This is a genomic window from Mycobacterium sp. (assembly GCF_036273375.1).
In the GTDB taxonomy this organism is placed as follows: Bacteria; Actinomycetota; Actinomycetes; order Mycobacteriales; family Mycobacteriaceae; genus Mycobacterium.
The window spans coordinates 21,484-42,087 of record NZ_DASUHS010000110.1; the positions used below are offsets into that span (position 1 = coordinate 21,484).

At 66.7% G+C, this 20,604-nt stretch carries 22 protein-coding genes, 1 tRNA gene and 2 pseudogenes; 14 read left to right on the forward strand and 11 right to left on the reverse strand.

The features are described 5' to 3' along the window. The first annotated feature begins 216 nt into the window (after nt 1-216). The 3 genes from VFW69_RS10955 (at nt 217) to VFW69_RS10965 (ending at nt 1,940) form a co-directional block, all read left to right on the forward strand. A complete protein-coding gene (locus tag VFW69_RS10955) occupies nt 217-534 on the forward strand; it encodes a hypothetical protein (RefSeq protein WP_526501059.1) in 318 nt (105 codons plus the stop codon). Nucleotides 535-876: 342 nt separating this feature from the next. Next, complete coding sequence (locus tag VFW69_RS10960; RefSeq protein WP_526501061.1) at nt 877-1,179, forward strand: DUF4193 family protein; 303 nt, start codon at nt 877-879, stop codon at nt 1,177-1,179. 113 nt (nt 1,180-1,292) lie between these two features. Then, a complete protein-coding gene (locus tag VFW69_RS10965; RefSeq protein ID WP_526501063.1) occupies nt 1,293-1,940 on the forward strand; it encodes a restriction endonuclease in 648 nt (215 codons plus the stop codon). 53 nt (nt 1,941-1,993) lie between these two features. Here VFW69_RS10965 and VFW69_RS10970 read toward each other — a convergent pair. Beyond that, a pseudogene (locus tag VFW69_RS10970) lies at nt 1,994-2,264 on the reverse strand (ANTAR domain-containing protein); the annotation flags it as partial. A gap of 122 nt (nt 2,265-2,386) precedes the next feature. Between VFW69_RS10970 and VFW69_RS10975 the strand changes: the two are divergent. From VFW69_RS10975 to VFW69_RS10985, 3 genes are read left to right on the forward strand one after another with little or no spacing between them, the layout of a single operon-like run. Further along, nucleotides 2,387-2,947 carry a hypothetical protein gene (locus VFW69_RS10975; protein ID WP_526501065.1) on the forward strand — a complete coding sequence of 187 codons (561 nt, stop codon included), beginning with the start codon at nt 2,387-2,389 and terminating at the stop codon, nt 2,945-2,947. A 19-nt stretch (nt 2,948-2,966) separates the two neighbouring features. Beyond that, nucleotides 2,967-4,283, forward strand: a complete 1,317-nt coding sequence (locus VFW69_RS10980; protein WP_526501067.1) for a Dyp-type peroxidase — start codon at nt 2,967-2,969, stop codon at nt 4,281-4,283. A 16-nt stretch (nt 4,284-4,299) separates the two neighbouring features. Beyond that, on the forward strand, nt 4,300-5,313 hold the full coding sequence (locus tag VFW69_RS10985; protein WP_526501069.1) for a hypothetical protein: 1,014 nt from the start codon (nt 4,300-4,302) through the stop codon (nt 5,311-5,313). 72 nt (nt 5,314-5,385) lie between these two features. On the opposite strand, the gene VFW69_RS10990 is transcribed toward VFW69_RS10985, so the two are convergent. From VFW69_RS10990 to ponA2, 4 genes are all read right to left on the reverse strand, one after another. Then, nucleotides 5,386-5,459 (reverse strand) — tRNA-Pro (locus tag VFW69_RS10990). Nucleotides 5,460-5,520: 61 nt separating this feature from the next. Further along, nucleotides 5,521-6,627: an L-cysteine desulfhydrase Cds1 gene (cds1, locus tag VFW69_RS10995; RefSeq protein WP_526501071.1), complete on the reverse strand. Its 1,107-nt coding sequence runs from the start codon at nt 6,625-6,627 to the stop codon at nt 5,521-5,523. Continuing rightward, nucleotides 6,624-7,583, reverse strand: a complete 960-nt coding sequence (locus VFW69_RS11000) for a metallophosphoesterase (RefSeq protein WP_526501073.1) — start codon at nt 7,581-7,583, stop codon at nt 6,624-6,626. The genes cds1 and VFW69_RS11000 overlap by 4 nt, the downstream gene beginning before the upstream one ends. A 56-nt stretch (nt 7,584-7,639) precedes the next feature. Further along, nucleotides 7,640-10,072 (reverse strand): transglycosylase/D,D-transpeptidase PonA2, encoded by a 2,433-nt coding sequence (gene ponA2, locus VFW69_RS11005; RefSeq protein ID WP_526501075.1) that lies wholly within the window; start codon nt 10,070-10,072, stop codon nt 7,640-7,642. 352 nt (nt 10,073-10,424) lie between these two features. Here ponA2 and VFW69_RS11010 point away from each other — a divergent pair, with 352 nt between their 5' ends. After that, nucleotides 10,425-10,775 carry a WhiB family transcriptional regulator gene (locus VFW69_RS11010; RefSeq protein ID WP_526501077.1) on the forward strand — a complete coding sequence of 117 codons (351 nt, stop codon included), beginning with the start codon at nt 10,425-10,427 and terminating at the stop codon, nt 10,773-10,775. Between the two features lie 38 nt (nt 10,776-10,813). Here VFW69_RS11010 and bagB read toward each other — a convergent pair whose 3' ends face one another. Next, nucleotides 10,814-11,971 carry an ATPase BagB gene (gene bagB / locus VFW69_RS11015; RefSeq protein ID WP_526501079.1) on the reverse strand — a complete coding sequence of 386 codons (1,158 nt, stop codon included), beginning with the start codon at nt 11,969-11,971 and terminating at the stop codon, nt 10,814-10,816. After that, entirely contained in the window at nt 11,968-12,987 is a 1,020-nt protein-coding gene (gene bagA / locus VFW69_RS11020) for an ATPase BagA (RefSeq protein ID WP_526501081.1), read from the reverse strand. The genes bagB and bagA overlap by 4 nt, the downstream gene beginning before the upstream one ends. A 35-nt stretch (nt 12,988-13,022) precedes the next feature. Between bagA and sp36 the strand changes: the two genes are divergently transcribed. Genes sp36 through VFW69_RS11035 form a run of 3 tightly spaced genes read left to right on the forward strand, consistent with a single transcriptional unit; the run spans nt 13,023 to nt 14,463 of the window. Then, a complete protein-coding gene (sp36, locus tag VFW69_RS11025) occupies nt 13,023-13,184 on the forward strand; it encodes a Sp36 family protein (protein WP_526501083.1) in 162 nt (53 codons plus the stop codon). Between the two features lie 14 nt (nt 13,185-13,198). Next, complete coding sequence (locus tag VFW69_RS11030; RefSeq protein ID WP_526501085.1) at nt 13,199-13,654, forward strand: RidA family protein; 456 nt, start codon at nt 13,199-13,201, stop codon at nt 13,652-13,654. A gap of 5 nt (nt 13,655-13,659) precedes the next feature. Beyond that, nucleotides 13,660-14,463: an MBL fold metallo-hydrolase gene (locus VFW69_RS11035; protein WP_526501087.1), complete on the forward strand. Its 804-nt coding sequence runs from the start codon at nt 13,660-13,662 to the stop codon at nt 14,461-14,463. A 208-nt stretch (nt 14,464-14,671) separates the two neighbouring features. On the opposite strand, the gene crp is transcribed toward VFW69_RS11035, so the two are convergent. Together crp and VFW69_RS11045 are read right to left on the reverse strand one after the other, a co-directional pair. After that, nucleotides 14,672-15,346 (reverse strand): cAMP-activated global transcriptional regulator CRP, encoded by a 675-nt coding sequence (gene crp, locus VFW69_RS11040; RefSeq protein WP_036465140.1) that lies wholly within the window; start codon nt 15,344-15,346, stop codon nt 14,672-14,674. 104 nt (nt 15,347-15,450) lie between these two features. Then, entirely contained in the window at nt 15,451-15,831 is a 381-nt protein-coding gene (locus VFW69_RS11045) for a hypothetical protein (RefSeq protein WP_526501096.1), read from the reverse strand. A 189-nt stretch (nt 15,832-16,020) separates the two neighbouring features. Between VFW69_RS11045 and nth the strand changes: the two genes are divergently transcribed. From nth to marP, 4 genes are read left to right on the forward strand one after another with little or no spacing between them, the layout of a single operon-like run. Then, the gene (nth, locus tag VFW69_RS11050) at nt 16,021-16,701 is read left to right on the forward strand and encodes an endonuclease III (RefSeq protein ID WP_526501098.1); all 681 of its coding nucleotides are present in this window, start codon (nt 16,021-16,023) and stop codon (nt 16,699-16,701) included. A gap of 33 nt (nt 16,702-16,734) precedes the next feature. Further along, entirely contained in the window at nt 16,735-17,391 is a 657-nt protein-coding gene (locus VFW69_RS11055) for a TlpA family protein disulfide reductase (protein ID WP_526501100.1), read from the forward strand. A gap of 29 nt (nt 17,392-17,420) precedes the next feature. After that, entirely contained in the window at nt 17,421-18,236 is an 816-nt protein-coding gene (locus VFW69_RS11060; protein WP_526501102.1) for an NUDIX hydrolase, read from the forward strand. 5 nt (nt 18,237-18,241) lie between these two features. Then, complete coding sequence (gene marP / locus VFW69_RS11065; protein WP_526501106.1) at nt 18,242-19,435, forward strand: acid resistance serine protease MarP; 1,194 nt, start codon at nt 18,242-18,244, stop codon at nt 19,433-19,435. 10 nt (nt 19,436-19,445) lie between these two features. Here the strand turns inward: marP and VFW69_RS11070 are convergent, their stop codons facing one another. Both VFW69_RS11070 and VFW69_RS11075 read right to left on the reverse strand, forming a co-directional pair. Beyond that, a complete protein-coding gene (locus VFW69_RS11070; RefSeq protein WP_526501104.1) occupies nt 19,446-20,405 on the reverse strand; it encodes an alpha/beta fold hydrolase in 960 nt (319 codons plus the stop codon). After that, nucleotides 20,406-20,604: pseudogene (locus VFW69_RS11075) on the reverse strand (phage holin family protein); the annotation flags it as partial.

Sequence of the window (20,604 nt, forward strand, 5' to 3'; positions counted from 1 at the left end):
GGACGCGTGCCAGCGTTCGGTCGTGAAGTCATGTGTCCGGCATACCCATGCCGGCCATCGCTGACACAGTCGCGATTTCGTTTGGCTACCGCGGCGACGGGTACACCTGCGTCGTGCTCCCCGACATCGGGGTGGTTTCGTCGCGCCTGTCAGCGGAGCCGACCGCACCCGTCCGCCGTGCGAATAATGCTTATACACAATAACTCTCGACGAGGAATGACATTGGATTACCCCAAGAACGCCGCAGTCGACCATGCCCGTACCACTCGTCAGCACGCCGGCGAATCCCTCAAGAACGGAGCCAACGTCCCCGGCCTCGCTGGTTCGGCCGTGGCGGTGATAGCGCTTACCGTCGGCTTGTTCGCCGTGGCGACCGGACATCTGGTGGGTGGCGCCATCGCCCTGATCGCGGCCGTCGTACTTGGCGCGCTCAGCGCGGCGTGGCTGCTGCGTGCCCACCGCAAGGTCCGCGACGCCGAACTGCGCTGGCACACCGCGTATTCCGACCAGCCCGCGCCACCGCCCAGCAGCTGAGTGCCCGAGCGTTTGCCGCGCGTGCGGCGCATTGCGGCGGAGCTAACGATTATCGGCGCCACGCAGGTACCCGTGGCTGACGCCTGATCCCCACGCCAAGGAGGTAATCCGTTCCTGCCGGACCGGTTGAGCCACCCCGCCCAGCAAACGCCGTGCCGTTGGCGGCGTTGACGCGCTTTCGCGAGTAAGCGCGGGGCATGACGTCGCCGCCGGTCCATTTCTCGGTCGCCGCAACTTTTTCGGGCCGCGTCGGTGTAGCACACCCCCGGACGGGGTACTGCCTGCGCCACGGGTGAGTACACGAAAGTGCGTCAACCCGTTCCATAGCAGGAAGGAACCCCAATGGCGACCACCACTGACTACGACGCACGCCGTGTATCCGACGCCGACACCCAGGACAAGTCCTCGCTTCGCGAACTGGCGCCGACCCTGCAGGGGCCTGTCACCGCCGTGGTCGACGAGGACCCCAACGATGTGCACTTCTTCGAACTACCGGGCGCCGACCTGTCGGGGGAAGAGCTGTCGGTGACGGTGATTCCCCAGCGGGCCGACGAGTTCACCTGCTCCAGCTGCTTTTTGGTGCAGCACCGTAGCCGGATGCGGGCCTGCGGCTCCGGCCTTCCGGTGTGCGCCGACTACGCCTGACACAGGAAAGCTCCGCAGACCGGGACGAGCCGCGCCGCGTACTATGACGCAACCGTGAACCTGCACCGGATTGCGCTGAATTGTCGGTGGCATGCACTAGGTTCAGCGGACAAATGGAGAAGGTACTCGGGTCGCTCCTCGTGCTGGGGTTAGCGCTCCCTTGGTATTTCACGCAAAGGGCCACCGGCAGCCTGCCGGCGGGGTGCCTGGCCGGGCTCGGTGGGCTGGCCGTCGCGGTGGCCACCCTGTGGTGGCTTGCGCTGCAACGGGACCGCTATCAGGCCGATGCACACAGACGACGCGACCTCAAATACGCGAGATCGGGGCTGCGGGCCATCGACCGGATGTCCGGCACCGAGTTCGAGGAATTCGTTGCGGCGCAGCTTCGCGTCGCGGGCTACAGCGTCACCCCGACCGCCAGCACCGGTGACTACGGCGTGGATCTGATCGCCAAGAAAGACGGGGCCCGCATGGCCGTCCAATGCAAGAGGCTCGCGAAGGCCGTCGGTGTGGCCGCGGTCCAGCAGGTCGTGGCCGGGGCGCTGCACCATGGTTGTAACCGGACGGTCGTCGTGACCAACCAGACCTTCACCAAGGCGGCCCGCCAATTGGCCGGTACCCACCACTGCCGCCTGGTGGGCCGCTCCCAATTGCAGAGCTGGGCGCGAATTCAGCCCGTTGTCGTGCGGGGCCGGCGGCGGATACATGGGTTCTCGCCCCACGTCAGGACACAGAGGCTGGAACCGGAGTGGGAAGTCTAGCGAGATGCCTTGGGCCACAGCACGTTCGGCCGACCCCAGCCACCCCCGCGACCTCACCGCCCAGTCGCGTCCTCGATCACCCGGCGCGCGACGTCCCCCAGCGGGGTGTTCATGCTCTGCGAAAGTTTGATCAGGGTGTTGAAGGCAGTCTGGTCGTCGAGATCGTAGCGCTCCATGAGGATGCCCCTGGCCTGTCCGATCGTGTCGCGGGTGCTCAGGGCTTCCCGAAACTGTTGGGTGCGCACAACGTTGCTCCATGCCAGGGCGCCCCAGCGTCGCGAAGACGGCGGCGACCCGGCGAGAGTCTTCGGAGAAGGACTGCGGCGTTCGGCACCGGACCGGCGAATGTGTGCCCGCCGGCTCGGGTAACCGCCATCCGTCGATCCGGCTTGCGTGGCGAAGCCAGGTGGTAGCGTCCGGCCCACCAGCCTGACTTTGGAGCGACGATGGTGGCAACCGAAGACGAGTGGACCAAACCCGCGGCTCTGGCCATCCCCAAGGAAGGCTATTTCGAACTCGAACGCGGCCGGTACGGGCCGCTGTATCCGCGCACCCCGGCTTGCTACGGCTTTTCCATCATCGCCAAGGTCAAGGAAGGCCGCGAAGAAGCCGTTCGCGCCTACGGCCAACAGATTGAAGAAGCCATCAAGGCGAACCCGGAAGTGCTGGCACCGCTGCGGCTGCACTACCTACGCTGGCAACTCTTCGACATCGGGTCGGGGCTGCATTTCCAGTACCAGGGCATCTTCGACACCGACTTCGACAAATACACCGAGGACGCGGTGCACCTGTTCAGCCAGACCGGGATCACCACCGTCTTCACCAATCTCGAGGGCTTCCCCGAAGACTGGCGCGAGAACCCGGATGCCTTCGTCAAGTTCGTTCGCGAGCACCAGTGCCCGAGCTTTCTGGAATACGGTGAGTACCCCTACGTCACGGCCGACGAGATCAAGAAGGCACTGCGGCTGAAAGCCGCGTTCGGCACCATGCTGGATCAGATGCAGTGACGCCGATCGGAGCGTGCAGATGCTTGAGCTCGACGACATCCAGCACATCCTGCTGACCCGTACCCCGGCCATGACCGGACGGTACGAGTTTCTCTCGTTCGACAATCCGATGGCCGGCCGCGCCTGGCTGTCCGAACTGGTGGATGTCGTGGAGTCCGCCGCGTCGGTGCGAGACTCCGTGGACCGCGCCAAGCGATGGGTCACGCTGGGTTTCACCTGGAACGGTCTTCGGGCGCTCGGGGTGCCCGAGGAGGCTCTCGCGACCTTTCCGGAAGAGTTCCGGCAGGGCATGGCCGCCCGGGCCGACATTCTCGGCGACACCGGTCGAAACCACCCCGACAACTGGGTCGGCGAGTTGGCCGGTGACGACCTGCACGCGATTGCGATTCTGTTCGCGCGAGACGACGCCGAGCACACCCGAGCCACCCGCGCCCATGACGACCTGGTGCGGAGGTGCGCGGGCGTGCGGCGGTTGTCATATCTGGATCTGAATGCGACGCCCCCGTTCAACTACGCCCACGACCATTTCGGCTTCCGCGATCGGTTGTCGCAGCCGGTGATAGAGGGATCGGGCGAGGAGCCCACGCCAGGCTCGGGCGCACCGCTGAAGGCCGGCGAGTTCATCCTCGGCTATCCCGATGAGGTCGGCCCGGTGGCCAACGCGCCCCGGCCGGATGTGCTCTCGCGCAATGGCACCTACGCGGCGTACCGGCGACTGCAAGAGCACGTCGCTTTGTTCCGCGACTACATCCGTTCGCAGGCCCGCACGCCCGACGACGAGGAGTTGTTGGCCGCGAAATTCATGGGCCGCTGGCGCAGCGGCGCTCCCTTGGTGCTTGCGCCGGACGCCGATGATCCCGAGCTGGGCGCGGACCCCATGCGTAACAACGACTTCAACTACGGGGAGATGGACCCGCTCGGATACGCCTGTCCCCTGGGCGCCCACGCTCGACGGCTCAACCCCCGTGATACCACGTTCAACATGAACCGGCGAAGGATGATTCGCCGTGGGGCCACCTATGGGCCGGCGCTTCCCGACGGTGCCCCCGACGACGGCGTGGACCGTGGCATTGCCGCGTTCATCATCTGCGCCAGCCTTATCCGGCAGTTCGAATTCGCTCAGAACGTCTGGATCAACGACCGCACGTTCCACGAACTCGGCAACGAGCACGACCCGATCTGCGGGACACAAGACGGCACAATGGAATTCAAGATACCGAAGCGGCCGATCCGCCGAGTTCTCAAGGGCCTTCCAGCATTCACGACGCTGACCGGTGGGGCATACTTCTTCCTTCCGGGCATCAACGCCATGCGATACCTCGCCGCGCTCGACTGACAACCGGGGAACCATCATGAGCACCTTGCCCGCCGCACGCACTTACAACCAAACCCATGTGGTTCGACCGCGCACGGGCAGACGACGCATCAGCATCTACTGGACGTGGAGCTATGCGTGGGAATCCCAGCGCGACATCGAAGCGCTGGACAACCGTTTTTCGACGATGACGGAAGTGCGCAGAGCGGCATGGCCCCACTACGAGGGACCCGACTGGGATGAGGCGCACTTCCTGCAGGGGATCGCCGGCACCCTGGAGCTGTTCCACCGCTCGACGCTGGCCTTCCAGGCACTTGCGGGCGACGCGACCGGCCATCCGGTCGCAGTGTTCCAGCGCATCGACCAGGCCGGCTATCAGCAGCTGATCGACGAACGGATATTGGCCGACACCGACACCCTGATGGTGTTCGGGCTCGACCATCTCGTCGGCGAAGAGGAGGCGCGGGCCGAAGAGATCGCCGCCCTTCGGGAGTGGCTGAAACGCGAAGGCACCTGCCTGCTGCTGGCGCCGCACCACGACGTCGGCTTCACCGACGACCCGGCACAGCGCCAGGTCGAATTCCTGCACCATGGGGATCCGCTGGTGCCACGGCAGCAGCGATTCACCGCCTACACGCGCTCACTGATGAAGGCGCTCGACGTTCCCGTGCACAACACGTGGGGATTGCGCCCCGCTCTGGTGGAGGGCACCAATCAGATCGCGCCGCTGACCGGCTTCCGCGATCTGGACGCGCCGGGGCTGCTGAACAACGTCGTCACGCTGAACTTTCACCCGCACCTGCCGCACTACGAACTCACCGCTGCCGAAAGCGACCAGCTGCGCGTGCTCGGCAGGCAGCGCGTGGACCCGCAACGGCCCCATCCGTTTATCGCGGCGGGCAACAGCGAATTCAACGCGCTGATCTGGATGCCCCCGGACGCCGACCGGGCCGGCGACATCGTGCTCGTCGACTCCACGAATTTCACGACGCTCTTCGGCGGAACGGACAGCCTCAAAAACTTCTGGCACAACCTGGCGACGATGAAGTGATGGAAGAGGAGTTCGCGGCGCGCCACGCTGCGGGCTGACGCCCGGCGTCGCCGCGAACTGCCGCAACATGAGTCGGGGTGGCGGGATTCGAACCCACGGCCTCTTCGTCCCGAACGAAGCGCGCTACCAAGCTGCGCCACACCCCGCTTGAAGCTTCGACAGCCTATCGCACCGTGCCATCGGCTGGCCAAACCGTGGTGTGGCAGGTCACTTCCACGAGCAAGATCGCTCGAACTCGACCAGCGCCTCGGCCGCGTCGGTCGGATCCAGTCCCTGTGCCGCCACCCAGTCGTCGCTGAAGTAGGTGTCGCGGTAGCGGTCGCCGCTATCGGCGAGCAGTGTCACCACCGAACCGCTACGGCCCTCGGCGACCATCTCTGCGAGGAGGCCGAACGCACCCCACAGGTTGGTGCCGGTCGACGGCCCCACCCGGCGCCCCAACACCGCGCTGACGTGCCGCGCGGCAGCGATCGACGCCGAGTCCGGGACAACCACCATGCGGTCGACCACGCCGCGCAGAAACGATGGTTCCACCCGCGGCCGGCCGATGCCCTCGATGCGCGACGAGGTGGGCATCACGATGTCATCGCGGTCCTCGGCGTAGGCGGGAAAGAACGCCGAGTTCTCCGGGTCGACGACGCACAGCCGGGTGGCGTGCCGTCGGTAGCGGATGTAGCGCCCGATCGTGGCGCTGGTTCCGCCGGTGCCCGCCCCGACCACGATCCAGTCCGGGACGGGGTAGCGCTCCTCGCGCATCTGCTCGAAGATCGACTCGGCGATGTTGTTGTTTCCCCGCCAGTCGGTGGCGCGCTCGGCGTTGGTGAACTGGTCCAGGTAGTGGCCGCCGGTTTCGCGGGCGACCCGCTCCGCCTCGGCGTAGACCTCGCTGGAGCTCTGCACGAAATGACAACGGCCGCCGCGGGCTTCGATCAGCGCCACTTTCGACGTGCTCGTCGCCGCGGGCATCACCGCGACGAATGGCAATCCGAGCAAGGCCGCGAAATAGGCCTCCGACACCGCCGTCGAACCCGACGACGCCTCGACTACCGTGGTGCCCTCGTCGATCCAGCCGTTGCAGAGTGCGTAGAGGAACAACGAGCGGGCCAACCGGTGCTTGAGGCTGCCGGTGATGTGCGTGGTCTCGTCCTTGAGGTACAGCGCCACGTCGGCGCCAGTGCTCCACGCGCAGGGCAACGGGTAGCGCAGCAGATGGGTGTCGGCGCTGCGGCGGGCGTCGGCCTGGATCAGGCGGATCGCGTCGTCTGTCCAGCAACGTGAGCGGCTGCGGGCCGCGATCCGGGTCTGGTCGGTCAACGCACCGATGCTGTTGGCTGCGAACGGCTCAGGTCGCTGGCCGCATTGCGGTCGCCCATCGGGGCGGCGATCAACGTCAGCAGGGTGGCCTCCGGCCTGCAGCAGAATCGCACGGGCGCGAACGGCGAGGTGCCCATCCCTGCGGAGACATGCAACTGCGTGTTTGCGCCCCAGCGGGACGGCCCCTTCGCGCGCGAGCGGTCCAGACCGCAGTTGGTCACCAGTGCGCCGTAGAACGGCAGGCACACCTGACCGCCGTGGGTGTGTCCGGCCATCACCAGCTGGTAGCCGTCGGCGGCGAAGCGGTCCAGCACCCGCGGCTCGGGCGAATGGGTCAGTCCCAGGCGCAGATTCGCGGCCGGACTGGCCGGGCCGGCGACGGTTTCGTAGCGGTCGCGGTCGATGTGCGGGTCATCCACGCCCGCGGCCGCGATGTGCAAACCCGCCACTTCGAACTCGCGCCGGGTGTGGGTGAGGTCGAGCCAGCCGCGCTCGGTGAACGCCGCCCGCAGGTCTTGCCAAGGAAGAGGTTCACCGGGGACCCGGTGCGACGGGTTGGTCACGTAGTTCAGCGGGTTCTTCAGCCGCGGGCCGAAGTAATCGTTGCTGCCGAACACGAAGACGCCCGGTCGAGACAGCAGATCGCCGAGGGCCTGGATGACCGACGGCACCGCCTTGGGGTGGGCCAGGTTGTCGCCGGTGTTGACCACCAGATCCGGTTCCCAGCCGGCCAGCTCACGCAGCCACGCCTGCTTGCGGCGCTGGCCGGGCGTCATGTGCAGGTCGCTGATATGCAGCACACGCAACGGGGTCGAGCCCGGGGTCAACACGGGCATGGTGATCTCGCGCAGTACGAACGCGTTGCGCTCGATCACTGCGGCATAACCAAGGCCGGCGACGCTCGAACCGAGCGCGGTGGCGCCAGCACGTATCAGGATGGGCAAAACTTCAGCCATGCTGGCAGCCTACTGCCGGTCGCGGGATGGCAGCGTATCTCTTTGTGTCACGACGCCTATGGGGGCGGCTGACCGGGTGGCGGCGGTGGCGGTGGGGCCAGCAGCGGAATGGTGATCGGCGGCAGACCCGGAATCTCGACTACCTGCGAGCCGACCGGCGGAGGGGCACCTTCCGGCGGCGGCGGCGGGGCAGGCGGTATGCCGTTGCTGACCTGGATGGTGATGATCGAGCCGGGAATCGTTGCCCCGCTCGGTGTTGTTCCAACCACCTCGCCCTGTTTTGCGCTGCTATTGACGAAGTTGTTTTGGTCGGCGACCTGGAAGCCCGCCTCTTTGACACGCTGGCGTGCCGCATCGATATCCAGGCCGGCGACGCTGGGCACCCGCGAACCGGGTGACCCGTCGACGTAGCGAGGGTCGGTGGGCGGCAACTGCACCGGCCCGAAGTTGTTGGCGATCGGCTTCATCGCGGTAAACCACGTGCGTGCCGGTTCATTACCGCCGTACAGGTCGCCCTCGCCACAATGGCGCAGCGGGGACGAGCACAGATCGGTGGGGTTGGGGGAGTCGTCATAGATGTAGTTGGCCGCCGCGTAGTGGTTGGTGAACCCCACGAAGCCCGACGAGCGGTGCGCCTCGGTGGTGCCCGTCTTACCGGACACCGGCAGGTCCCAGCCCGCCGCACTGGCCGAACCGGCCGCCGTGCCGCCGCCCAGGGCGTCCTTGCTCATCGCGTTGGCCAAGGTGTTCGCCAGGCCCTCGGGCACCACCTGATCGCAGGTCTCGGTCGTTACCGCGACCTCGTTGCCCTTGCGGTCGACCAGCTTGTCGATCGGATTGGGCGGGCACCAGGTGCCGCCGGAGGCCAGGGTTGCCGCGACGTTCGACAGCTCCAGCGCGTTCACCTCGATCGGGCCGAGCGTGAACGAGCCGATGTTTTGCCGTTTGACGAAGTCGGCCAGGCTCTCGTTGCTATCAGGGTTGTAGTCGCGGGCCGTGCCCGGGTCGGCGTAGGACCGCAGCCCGAGCTTGATCGCCATGTCCACCGTGCGCGTAACCCCGACCTGCTGGATCAGCTTGGCGAACGCGGTGTTGGGCGAGGTGGCCAACGCGTCCGTGACGTTCATCGACCCGCGGTAGTTACCGGCGTTGATCACGCACCAGTTGTCCTTCGGGCATCCCTTGGCCCCACCGCTACCCATGCCCTTCGCCTGGAACCGGCCCGGTACCTCGAGGGTGGCGTTGGTCCCCATCCCCATGTCCAGGGCCGCGGCGGTGGTGAAGATCTTGAAGACGGATCCCGCGCCGTCGCCGACCAGCGAGAAGGGCTGCGGGCGCATGGTTTGACCGGCATCCACGTCGAGCCCGTACGTGCGGTTGCTGGCCATGGCCATCACCTTGTGCGAAGTCTTGCCCGGCTGGAGCACGCTCATCACACTCGAGATCCCCGGAAGCGTCGGGCTGGCGAACTTGTCGATGGCGGCCTTGACCGGGATCTGCACGTCCGGGTCCAGCGTGGTCTTGATGAGGTAGCCGCCGCGGGCCACCTGTTCCTTACTGATCCCGGCCCGGGAGAGGTACTCCTGGACGTAGTCGCAGAAGAAGGCGCGATCGCCCGCCGCGATGCAGCCGCGGGGTAACTCGTTGGGCTGCGGGAGGATTCCCAGCGGCGTGGCCTTGGCGGCACGCAGCGCATCTTCCTCCTGCGGGATGTTCTCGATCATGGTGTCCAGCACCAAGTTTCGCCGCGCCAGCGCCCCGTCGGGGTTGATGTACGGGTTGAGCGCACTGGTCGACTGCACCATGCCCGCCAACAGCGCCGACTGCTGCCAGTTCAGGTCGGAGGCGTTGACGCCGAAGTAGGTCTGGGCGGCGTCCTGCACGCCGAACGAGCCGTTGCCGAACGAGACCAGGTTCAGATAACGCGTCAGGATCTCTGGCTTGGTGAAGGTCTTGTCCAGCGTCAGCGCCATCCGGATCTCGCGCAGCTTGCGCGCCGGGGTGGTTTCGATGGCCGCGCGCTTCTCGGCGTCGGTTTTGGCGGTCACCAGCAGCTGGTAGTTCTTGATGTACTGCTGCTCGATGGTCGAACCGCCGCGCGTGTCGACGTCGCCGCGCGCATAGCCCGCCAGTCCGGTCAGGGTGCCTTTCCAGTCCACCCCGTTGTGCTCGGCGAACCGCTTGTCCTCGATCGAGACGATCGCCAGCTTCATCGTGTTGGCGATTTTGTCGGTGGGCACCTCGAACCGCCGCTGCGAGTACAGCCAGGCGATGGTGTTGCCTTTGGCGTCGACCATCGTCGACACTGCCGGCACCTCGCCCTCGAGAAGCTGAGCCGAGCCGTTGGCAACCACTTCCGAGGCCCGATTGGACACAAGTCCTATGCCGCCGGCGAAGGGAAACAGCAGCGCCGTGGCGACGACACTGGCCAACAAGCACAGCCCCGCGAGCTTGAGGATCGTGAGCGCGGCCGGGGGGCGGTCTGACATGGCTACTACATTAGCGGCCCTCAGTCACGCCGCCACGCTGCGAGTTCACGCATAAAATGGGTCCAGCTGAGCGCCCGGTGGCCCCGTCGGCGAAATTTGCAGTTGCGTCACGCGACGCGCACCATAGTGTGCAAGATCACTTCCGCGCCCATCGTCCGGTACGAGACGGCACGCCCGTCCCAAAAAAAGCGTTATCGGACTGTTGCGCAATTGCCACCTGACCACCTAACTTAGACACACGGTGAGATTCAGGTAACACCGATGTACATAGTGTGGCGTAGATCGCTAGGTCGGGATCTGCACCCGAGGAGGGCGGCCGTCAAGGGCGGCCGATAGGGAAAGGGAACAGTTCGTGTCACCAATACGGCCGGCGGCGCGTAGGACAAACATTGCAGCCGCACAAGGGGTACTTCACAGTGTCGATGCCGAGGAACGGATCGCTTGGGTCTCGAGGGCGCTATGCCGGACCACAGATCCCGACGAACTGTTTGTCCGTGGAGCGGCCCAGCGTAAAGCGGCAGTGATCTGCCGGCACTGCCCGGTGATGCAGGAATGCGGGGCAGACGCGCTGGACAACAAGGTCGAGTTCGGGGTTTGGGGCGGCATGACCGAGCGGCAACGCCGCGCCCTGCTCAAGCAGCACCCCGAGGTGGTTTCCTGGGCGGACTTCTTCGACAAGAGGCGAACCCGCAGCGTCGGCTGAGCCTTTCGTGGGGGCGGAAGGTTGAGCCGACCGGTTTTTCAGCGGGCAGTTGCCCGGCCCGCATCGTCACCGACCGAAGTGATCTGATCGGCGAGCGCGCGCAGCGCCTCCAAATCCGACACATCAAAGGGCAGCGACGGAACGCCGATGACCGGCACGTGCGGATTGGCTCCGGTGAATCGGGAAAGCAATCTGATCTCCCGCTTGGCGGTCTGCGCACGGTCGGCGTGAATGGTCAACACCGCGGAGGCCAGCGACGCCACTTCGGAGTCGCCGTCGTGTTCCAGCATTTCGCTGCCGTCGATCGCCCGCTCGGCCGGCAGGGAGCACAACGGCGGATGGGTGCGGTTCAAGACCAGCCCGGCGAGCGGCATCCCTTCCTGCGACAACCGGTCCACGAAGAAGGCCGCCTCCCGCAGCGCATCCGGCTCGGCCGCCGACACCACAACGAACTGCGTCCCACGCCTTTTCAGCAGCGCGTAGGTGCGATCAGCCTTCTCGCGGAAGCCGCCGAAGGTGGCGTCCAGCGACTGCACGAACGCTGCGGCGTCGCCGAGCATCTGTGAGCCCAGGATTGTGGACATCGCCTTCATCGCCAAACCCATTGCGCCGGTTACCAACCGCCCGATGCCCCGGCCCGGCGCGAGCAGCAGCCGCCAAAGCCGGCTGTCCATGAAGCTGCCCAGCCGTTTCGGCGCGTCCAGGAAGTCCAGTGCGTTGCGCGATGGCGGGGTATCGACGACTACCAGGTCCCATCGATCCTCGGCCAGCAGCTGACCCAGCTTCTCCATCGCCATGTACTCCTGCGTGCCGGCGAGTGAACTGGCGACGGTCTGATAGAACTGGTTATCCAGAATCGCCTGTGCGCGACCGGGTCCGGAGTACTGGACCACCATCTCGTCGAAGGTGCGACGCATGTCGAGCATCATCGCGTGCAGCTCGCCGGGAACCTCCGCCGCCAGGGGGACTCGTTGCGGTGTGTTACCGAGGTCGCTGACCCCAAGCGCCTGTGCCAGTCGCTTGGCCGGATCGATCGTCAAAACGCAGACATTGCGGCCGTATTCCGCGGCGCGCAGCGCGATCGCGGCCGCGGTGGTGGTCTTGCCCACCCCACCGGCGCCGCAGCACACCACCACGCGGTTGGTCGTGTCGGCCAGGATAGCCGCCATATCAAGCTGTGCAGGCGTGGTGCTCATCGAACCCCCTGCTGCGCAAGTGATTCCGACAGCTCGTAAAGGCTGCCGAGGTCAACCCCGTCGGAAATGGCCGGTAGTTCCAATCGTGCTACTTTCAATGCATCGAGCTGTTGTGCGATCTCGGCGCGCGTGGCGACTACCGTCGCATGCTCGATGGTCTCTGTGAGCAGGCCGGCAAAGTCCTTGTCGTTCAGGCTGATTCCGGATTTTTCCAGTCCCGACCGCACCGAGTCCGCGTCGACGTCTCCCTCGGCGGCCTTCGCCAGATCGGCCGGCTGCAGATAGGAGGGGATGTTGCGGTTCACGATCACGCTGCCGATCGGCAGCTGCATCTCGGCGAGCTCCTCGATGGCTTCCAGCGTCTCCTGGACCGGCAGCGCCTCCAACAGGGTGACTAAGTGAATGGCCGTCTGGTCGGAGTGCAGTAGCTTCACAACGCCGTCGGCCTGCGAATGCACCGGGCCGCCCTTGGCCAAATCGGACACGGCCTTGGTGACATCCAGGAACCGCGCGATTCGTCCGGTCGGGGGGGCGTCGACGACGATCGCGTCATAAACCGGCAGTCGATTCTTGTCGACGCGTATCACCGTCTCCTTGATCTTGCCGGTCAGCAGCACGTCACGCAGACCCGGCGCGATCGTCGTCGCGAACTCGATCGCACCGATCCGGCGCATCGCGCGGCCCGCAATGCCCAGGTTGTAGAACATGTCGAGGTATTCCAGGAAGGCGGCCTCGATGTCGATCGCCAGGGCGTTGACCTGACCGCCGCGTTCGGCGGTCGCGATCTTCACCTCCTGATAGGGCAGGGGCGGCACATCGAAGAGTTGTGCAATCCCTTGGCGGCCCTCGACTTCCACGAGCAGGACCTTGCGGCCTCCCGCGGCCAGGGTCAGTGCCAGCGCGGCCGCGATGGTCGACTTACCCGTTCCGCCTTTGCCGGTCACGAAATGTAAACGGGCCTTCGTCAAGCGCGCAGGCCAGCCGACGGCAGCTCCGCCGCTCGATGTGGTTGCCACCTTCGCATGCTAGCCCGACCCGATAAGCTCGCGGCATGAGCCAAGCGACCGCATGGGAGTACGTCACCGTTCCGCTGCTGACGCATGCCACCAAACAGATCCTGGACCAGTGGGGCGCCGACGGCTGGGAGCTGGTGTCGGTGCTGCAAGGGCCGACCGGCGAGCAGCACGTCGCGTATCTGAAGCGGCCCAAGTAAAGGGATCGGGCCCGATGCGTGCTTCGGCCCGGCTCGGGCAGCTCGGCCTCGCGCTCCCGGAGGTCGTTGCGCCGCTGGCCTCCTATGTACCGGCGGTGCGCACCGGCAACCTGATCTACACCGCAGGCCAGCTCCCCATGCGGGAGGGAAAGCTGTTGGCCAGCGGCAAGGTCGGTGCCGACGTCAGCCCCGAGGCGGGCAAGGCGATGGCCCGGATCTGTGTGCTCAACGCGCTGGCGGCCGTCAACTCGCTGGTGGGAATCGACGAGGTGACCCGGGTGGTGAAGGTCGTCGGATTTGTCGCCTCGGCGCCGGGATTCAATGGCCAGCCGAGCGTCATCAACGGGGCCTCCGAGCTGCTCGCCGAGGTGTTCGGTGAACACGGCGCCCATGCGCGCTCGGCGGTCGGGGTCTCCGAGCTGCCACTGGGCGCGCCGGTGGAAGTGGAGCTGATCGTCGAGGTCGGCTGACGTCCGTGACCCAGGCCGCCGAGTCGCTGACCCATCCCGCATACGCCAAGTTGCGGGCGGTTACCGAGACCGCGTCGGTCCTGTTGGCCGATAACCCCGGGCTGCTGACGCTCGAGGGCACCAACACCTGGGTGCTGCGCGGCCCGCGCAGCGAGGAGCTGGTCATCGTGGACCCCGGACCCGACGACGACGACCACATCGCACGGGTTGCCGCGCTGGGCCGCATCGCCCTGGTCCTGATCAGCCACCGGCACAGCGATCACACGGACGGCATCGACAAGCTGGTCGAGCTGACCGGCGCGACCGTGCGCTCGGCGGGCAGTGGTTTTCTGCGCGGCCTCGGTGGGGAGCTGACCGACGGCGAGGTGATCGATGCGGCCGGCCTCAAGATCAAGGTCATGGCGACGCCGGGCCACACCGCCGATTCGCTGTCCTTCCTGCTCGACGATGCGGTGTTGACCGCCGACACCGTCCTGGGCCGCGGCACGGCGGTTCTCGACAAGGAGGACGGCAGCCTGACGGACTACCTGGAATCGCTGCGGCGGTTGCGCGGCCTGGGCCGACGGAAGGTGCTGCCCGGACACGGCCCGGATCTGACTGATCTGGAGAGCGTCGCGCAGGGCTATCTGGCGCACCGGCGGGAGCGACTGGATCAGGTGCGTTCGGCATTGGGCGAACTGGGGGAGGACGCCAGCGCCCGCCGGATCGTCGAACACGTCTATGTCGATGTCGACGAGAAACTGTGGGATGCCGCCGAGTGGTCGGTACAGGTGCAGCTGAATCACCTGAGCTCGGAGTCGTCGGCCTAACCGAGCTCGCGCGGGTCAATTCTGTCCCAGCAGTCCCGGCTCTGGAGGGCATGGTGTTTTCGAAATGCGATAGCGCTGGCGGTAGCACGATTTGAAGTCGCCTCATGAGTGCCACCACGGTGCCCATGTGACTGGTGTGGCGGAGGTCAACCCCCCGTACGCGCTTACCTCGCTCGGGGTTTGATTCCTCGCTCGGTGGCGCCCGCGCTTACCTCGCTCGGCGGGCCAGTCGCTCGGAGTCCGAGATCAGCACGCTCTTACCCTCCAGACGGATCCAGCCGCGGTGGGCGAAGTCGGCCAGCGCCTTGTTCACCGTCTCCCGCGACGCCCCGACCAGCTGCGCGATCTCCTCCTGCGTCAGGTCGTGGGTGACCCGCATGGCGCCGCCCTCTTGGGTGCCGAACCGCTGGGCGAGCTGCAGCAGCTGCTTGGCCACCCGGCCGGGCACGTCAGTGAAGATGAGGTCGGCCAAGTTGTTGTTGGTGCGGCGCAGGCGTCGGGCCAGCACCCGCAACAACTGCTCGGCGATCTCGGGACGATCAGCGATCCACGCCCGCAGCGCGTCGCGGTCCATCGACACCGCCCGCACCTCGGTGATGGTGGTGGCGCTGGACGTTCGCGGACCCGGGTCGAAGATCGACAATTCGCCGAACATGTCCGAAGGGCCCATGATCGTCAGCAGATTCTCGCGTCCATCGGGCGAACGGCGACCGATCTTCACCTTCCCCGAGACGATGATGTACAGCCGATCGCCGGGTTCCCCCTCGGCGAAGACCGTGTGTCCACGGGGGAAGTCGACGGGTTGCAGCTGCTTGGTCAGCGCGGTGACTGCGCCGGGCTCAACCCCTTGGAAGATTCCTGCCCTTGCCAGGATCTCGTCCACGTTGCCTCTTCAACTTTCCCAAAAGATTAATGTGTTACGGGCAGGCTAACCCCTTGCTCGCGTGACGAGTCTAGAGGAACGCCGTTGTGTCCAACGTGCCAACGCTACACAGGATTGGCGTGTCGAGGTGCCCTAAACTGCGGATTGACGTGCGAATGGCCGTGTATTCGGGTCGGCAGCGTCATTTCATCGCGGTCGACGAAGCTGACGGCGAACGACGGCGCGGCATGGCGCGGGCCGCCGCTGCGTCCGTTCGCCGGGGCCTCTGGTAGCTGCGCAAGCTCGCGCCGATGCAGGTATTCCAGCGCCTCCGGCATGCCTTCGGAGGCCAGCGTGTGCATATCCACACCGTCAGCACGCTCGGGGAGCTCGTCGACATCGGCCACCGCGCAGGCGCCAGGGGCGAGCTCGGACTCGAGCCGCCCAAGACCCAGCGCTGCCAGCATCAGCAGCGCCGGAATACCGGCCACCAGCAACCACGACACACCGAAGAGTAAACATCGCCTTGAATCAACACGAGGTCTCAGCGAGATCACGAAATCAGTACTCTGTCGTACGTGACAGCGGCAAAGTCGTCCGGGCGTTCGAAATCGACTCCGGCCCCGCCCGTCGGCGTTGAAGCCCGGCGCTGGTCGCAGGAATCCCGAGTCGGCTTGGTGCGACGGGCGAGGCGCATGAATCGTGCACTGGCACAAGCATTTCCGGACGCTCACTGCGAGCTGGATTTCACGACGCCGCTGGAATTGACCGTCGCCACGATCCTTTCGGCGCAGAGCACCGACAAGCGGGTCAATTTGACGACGCCGGCGCTGTTCAAGCGGTATCCGTCGGCGCTGGCTTATGCGCAAGCGGACCGCGCCGAGCTGGAAAACCTGATCCGTCCGACCGGTTTTTTCCGCAATAAGGCGTCCTCGCTGATCGGCCTGGGCCAGGCCCTGGTTGAACGGTTCGACGGCGAGGTGCCGTCCACCATGACCGAACTGGTCACCCTGCCCGGGGTCGGGCGTAAGACGGCCAACGTCATTCTGGGCAACGCCTTCGGGGTTCCCGGCATCACGGTCGACACCCACTTCACGCGGCTGGTGCACCGGTGGCGCTGGACCCCGGACAAGGATCCGGTCAAAATCGAGCACTCCGTCGGTGACCTCATCGAACGCGGTGAGTGGACCATGCTGAGCCACCGGGTGATCTTCCACGGCCGCCGGGTGTGCCATGCACGCAAACCGGCGTGCGGCGTCTGCCTGATCGCCAAGGACTGCCCCTCCTTCGGGCTGGGTCCCACCGAAGCGGCGTTGGCCGCGCCTCTGGTGAAGGGCCCGGAAACCGAGCACCTGCTCGCCCTGGCCGGGCTGTAAGCCGGTCTCCGACCGACGCGCACAGGGACCGCAATGCCGACGCTGACCCGGAAGGCTCGCTGGCACATCGCGATTCTGGCGGTGGTGGCGGCGCTGATCGCCGCGCTGGTCGCCCAGCTGCACGACGACTCCGCCACGACCGGGACGCCTGCGAGCAATCAGGCGGTGGCCGACCGGGAACACCGCGACGCCGACACGCCCGCCGCGTTGTCGGGTCCGCGGCAACGCGCCAACTTGCCGCCGTGCCCCGGCGCCGGACTAGGGGACGGCCCCGAGGCGCTGCGCGGTGTGACGGCCGATTGCGCGGCCGACGGTTCCCTGGTCGACGTCGCCCGCGCGCTGGCCGGGCGCCGGGTGGTCCTCAACCTGTGGGCATATTGGTGCGCGCCGTGCGCGGCCGAACTGCCCGCGATGGCCGAGTATCAACGTCGGGCCGGTTCGGACGTGATGGTGGTGACGGTGCATCAGGACGAGAACGAAACGGCGGCGCTGCTGCGGCTGGCCGAGCTCGGTGTGCGCCTGCCGACCCTGCAGGACGGTCGTCGCCGGGTCGCCGCCGCGCTGCGGGTGGTAAATGTGATGCCCGCGACGGTGGTCCTCCGGCCGGACGGTAGCGTTGCCCAGACGCTGCCACGAGCTTTCAACACTGCCCATGAGATCGCGGCTGCGATCGGCAACGACAGGGGATAAGCGGAAAAATTGAACCGACTGGAGGGCCCGTGAGTGCTGGGGGTTCGCCCCTGCGGAATGGGGACCCCGCCCCTTCGCGCGGGACCGTTCCGCTGAGGCCTGACGCCTGTCCTTCCTGGCTGCGTCCGCTGGTCGACAACGTCGATGACGTTCCCGACGCGGCCCGGCGCCGCCTGCCGGCCGACGTGCTGGCGATGATCACCAGTAAGGCCGTGTCGGCGGTGACGACCCTGCGCGGCGCCAGCCGCGACGCCGCTGTCCTGGTGTTGTTCTCCGGTCCGGAATCCGGCGCGCCCGATCGCGGCTTTCCCGAGGACGCCGACCTGCTGGTGACCGTGCGGGCGTCGACCCTGCGCCACCACGCCGGCCAGGCGGCGTTTCCCGGCGGTGCTTCCGATCCCACCGATGACGGCCCGGTCGACACCGCGCTGCGCGAGGCCCGCGAGGAAACCGGCATCGACGTGAGCAGGCTGTACCCCCTGGCCACGATGGAAAAGATGTTCATCGCGCCGTCGCAGTTTCACGTCGTCCCGGTGCTGGCCTACTCGCCGGATCCCGGCCCGGTGGCAGTCGTCAACCAGGCCGAGACGGCGATCGTGGCGCGAGTTCCGGTGCGCGCCTTCATCAACCCGGACAACCGGCTCATGGTGTACCGCGGCGATCTCGGCCGCCGGTGGGCCGGCCCGGCGTTTCTGCTCAACGAGATGCTGGTCTGGGGATTCACTGGCCAAGTGATTTCCGCGTTGCTCGACGTCGCCGGCTGGGCCCAGCCATGGGACACCACCGACGAGCGGGAATTGGACGCGGCGATGGCGCTGGTCGGCGAGGGGGGTGGATCTCGATGAATTCCATGAGCCCGTCGCAGTGGCTGGATGTCGCCGTCCTCGCGGTCGCCTTCATCGCGGCGATCTCGGGCTGGCGGTCGGGCGCGCTGGGCTCGCTGCTGTCGTTCGTCGGCGTGTTGCTCGGAGCGATCGCGGGTGTGCTGCTGGCGCCCCACCTGGTCAGCCACATCGCCGCGCCGCGCGCGAAATTGTTTGCCGCACTGTTCTTGATCCTCGCGCTGGTGGTCATCGGCGAGGTCGCCGGTGTGGTGCTGGGGCGCGCCGTGCGCGGCGCGATCCGCAGCCGTTCCATCAAAACGGTCGACTCGATCATCGGGGTAGCAGTCCAGCTGGTCGTGGTGCTGACCGCGGCGTGGTTGTTGGCGACGCCGCTGACCCAGTCCAAGGACCAGCCGGAACTGGCCGCCGCGGTCCGCGGTTCGCGGGTGTTGGCTCAGGTCAACGACGTAGCGCCGCCCTGGCTCAAGACGGTACCCAAGCGGTTGTCCGCGCTGCTGAATACCTCCGGTTTGCCCGCCGTGCTGGAGCCGTTCAGCCGCACCCCGGTCATCCCCGTCGCCTCTCCCGATCCCGAGCTGGCCGGCAACCCGGTGGTGCAAGCCACCGCGCCCAGTGTGGTCAAGGTCCGCAGCCTGGCCCCGAGCTGCCAGAAAGTGTTGGAGGGCAGCGGATTCGTGATCGCACCCGACCGGGTGATGACCAATGCGCACGTGGTGGCCGGCTCCAACAGCGTCCAGATCTACGCCAGCGGCAGCCCCCTCGATGCCACTGTGGTGTCCTACGATCCGGCTGTCGACATCGCGATCCTGTCCGTCCCCAACTTGCCCCCGCCCCCACTGGCCTTCGCTCAGGGCGACGCGAAAACCGGCGCCAGCGTGGTAGTCCTGGGTTATCCCGGCGGCGGGAACTTCACCGCGACCCCGGCCAGGATTCGCGAGCTGATCAAGTTGAGCGGACCCGACATCTATCGGGATCCGGCGCCGGTCACCCGTGACGTCTACACGATCAGAGCCAATGTGGAGCAAGGCAATTCGGGTGGACCATTGATCGATCTCGACGGTCACGTGCTCGGAGTGGTGTTCGGCGCGGCGGTCGACGACCCCGACACGGGGTTCGTGTTGACCGCCGATGAGGTGGCCGGTCAGCTTGCCAGGATCGGTGACACCAAACTGGTGGGCACCGGCTCCTGCGTGGGCTGAGCCGCCGCGCCTACCGCGCTCGGGTCAGGTGCACCTGCTCCAGGAATTTCGTCAGGTGCCTGTTGATCTCCTCGGGCGCCTCCTCATGGCTGAAATGTCCTGCGCCCGCAATGGATACGTACCGTCCCTGTGGCGCGTAGCGCTGCGTGCGGTCGACCGGGTCGGCCAGCACGTAGGGATCCGCCTCGCCGCGCAGGTGTAACAGCGGCACACTGAGCTGCTGGCTCATCGACCTCATGAAACGCCGGCCTTCATCGCGCAGCTGGCTGCGCGCGGCCCAGCGCTGGTATTCCAGGGCACTGTGCGCGGCCGCCGGGATTTGGATCGCCGTCCGCAAATGGCCGATGGTCTCGGAGAAGTCTTCGGAGGCAAGCCATTTGCCGCAGCTGCGACTGCGGACCAGGCGCTCGATCTCGGCGGCGTTGTCGCGGGTCAACAGGCGCTCGGGCCACAACGGTATTTGGTATTGCAGCAGCGTCGGCAATAGCGCATAACCCTGGTCGCGTCGCGTCAACGTCGATCGTCGCAACGCCGCCGGATGCGGAGAACTGATCAGCGCGATCGCCGACACCAGCCGCGGATGCAACAAGGCGGTGGCCCAGCAGCCCAGCCCGCCGTCGGCGTGGCCCACCAAGGTCGCCGAGGAGTGCCCCAGCGCCCTAATGAGTCCGGCGGTGTCGCCGGCCATCGTCCAGCCGTCGTAGCCGCGGGGCGGCTTATCGCTGCCGCCATAGCCGCGCAGGTCGACGGCGACCACTCGAGCGCCGTGCAGTCCGCGTAGCTGATGACGCCAGGACCACCAGAACGACCCGAAACCGTGCAGCAGCATCACCAGCGGGCGTGCCGTTGCAGGCGGGCCATCGGCCTCGCCTGACGCCTCGACGACGTGGAAGCGGATGCCGTTGGCGTGCACATCGAGATGGCGCCACGGCCCCTCGATGCGCGTTACCGACGGATCCGGCGGCGCCATCTACCAACCCGATGGATCGCCGGCAGCGCCGTTTCCTGGCTTCGCGAGCCTGCCGTGGGGCTCGGGAAGCTGCTTGGCGCCGCCGGGGGCCTTGTCGTGGCTCGGCGTCAGCGCGCTGCGCGTCTCCTTGACCGATTCGATGGTCTGACGCGGTCCGCGGATCCGGCGCACCTTGAGGAAGCCCAGTAGGGCCAGCGCG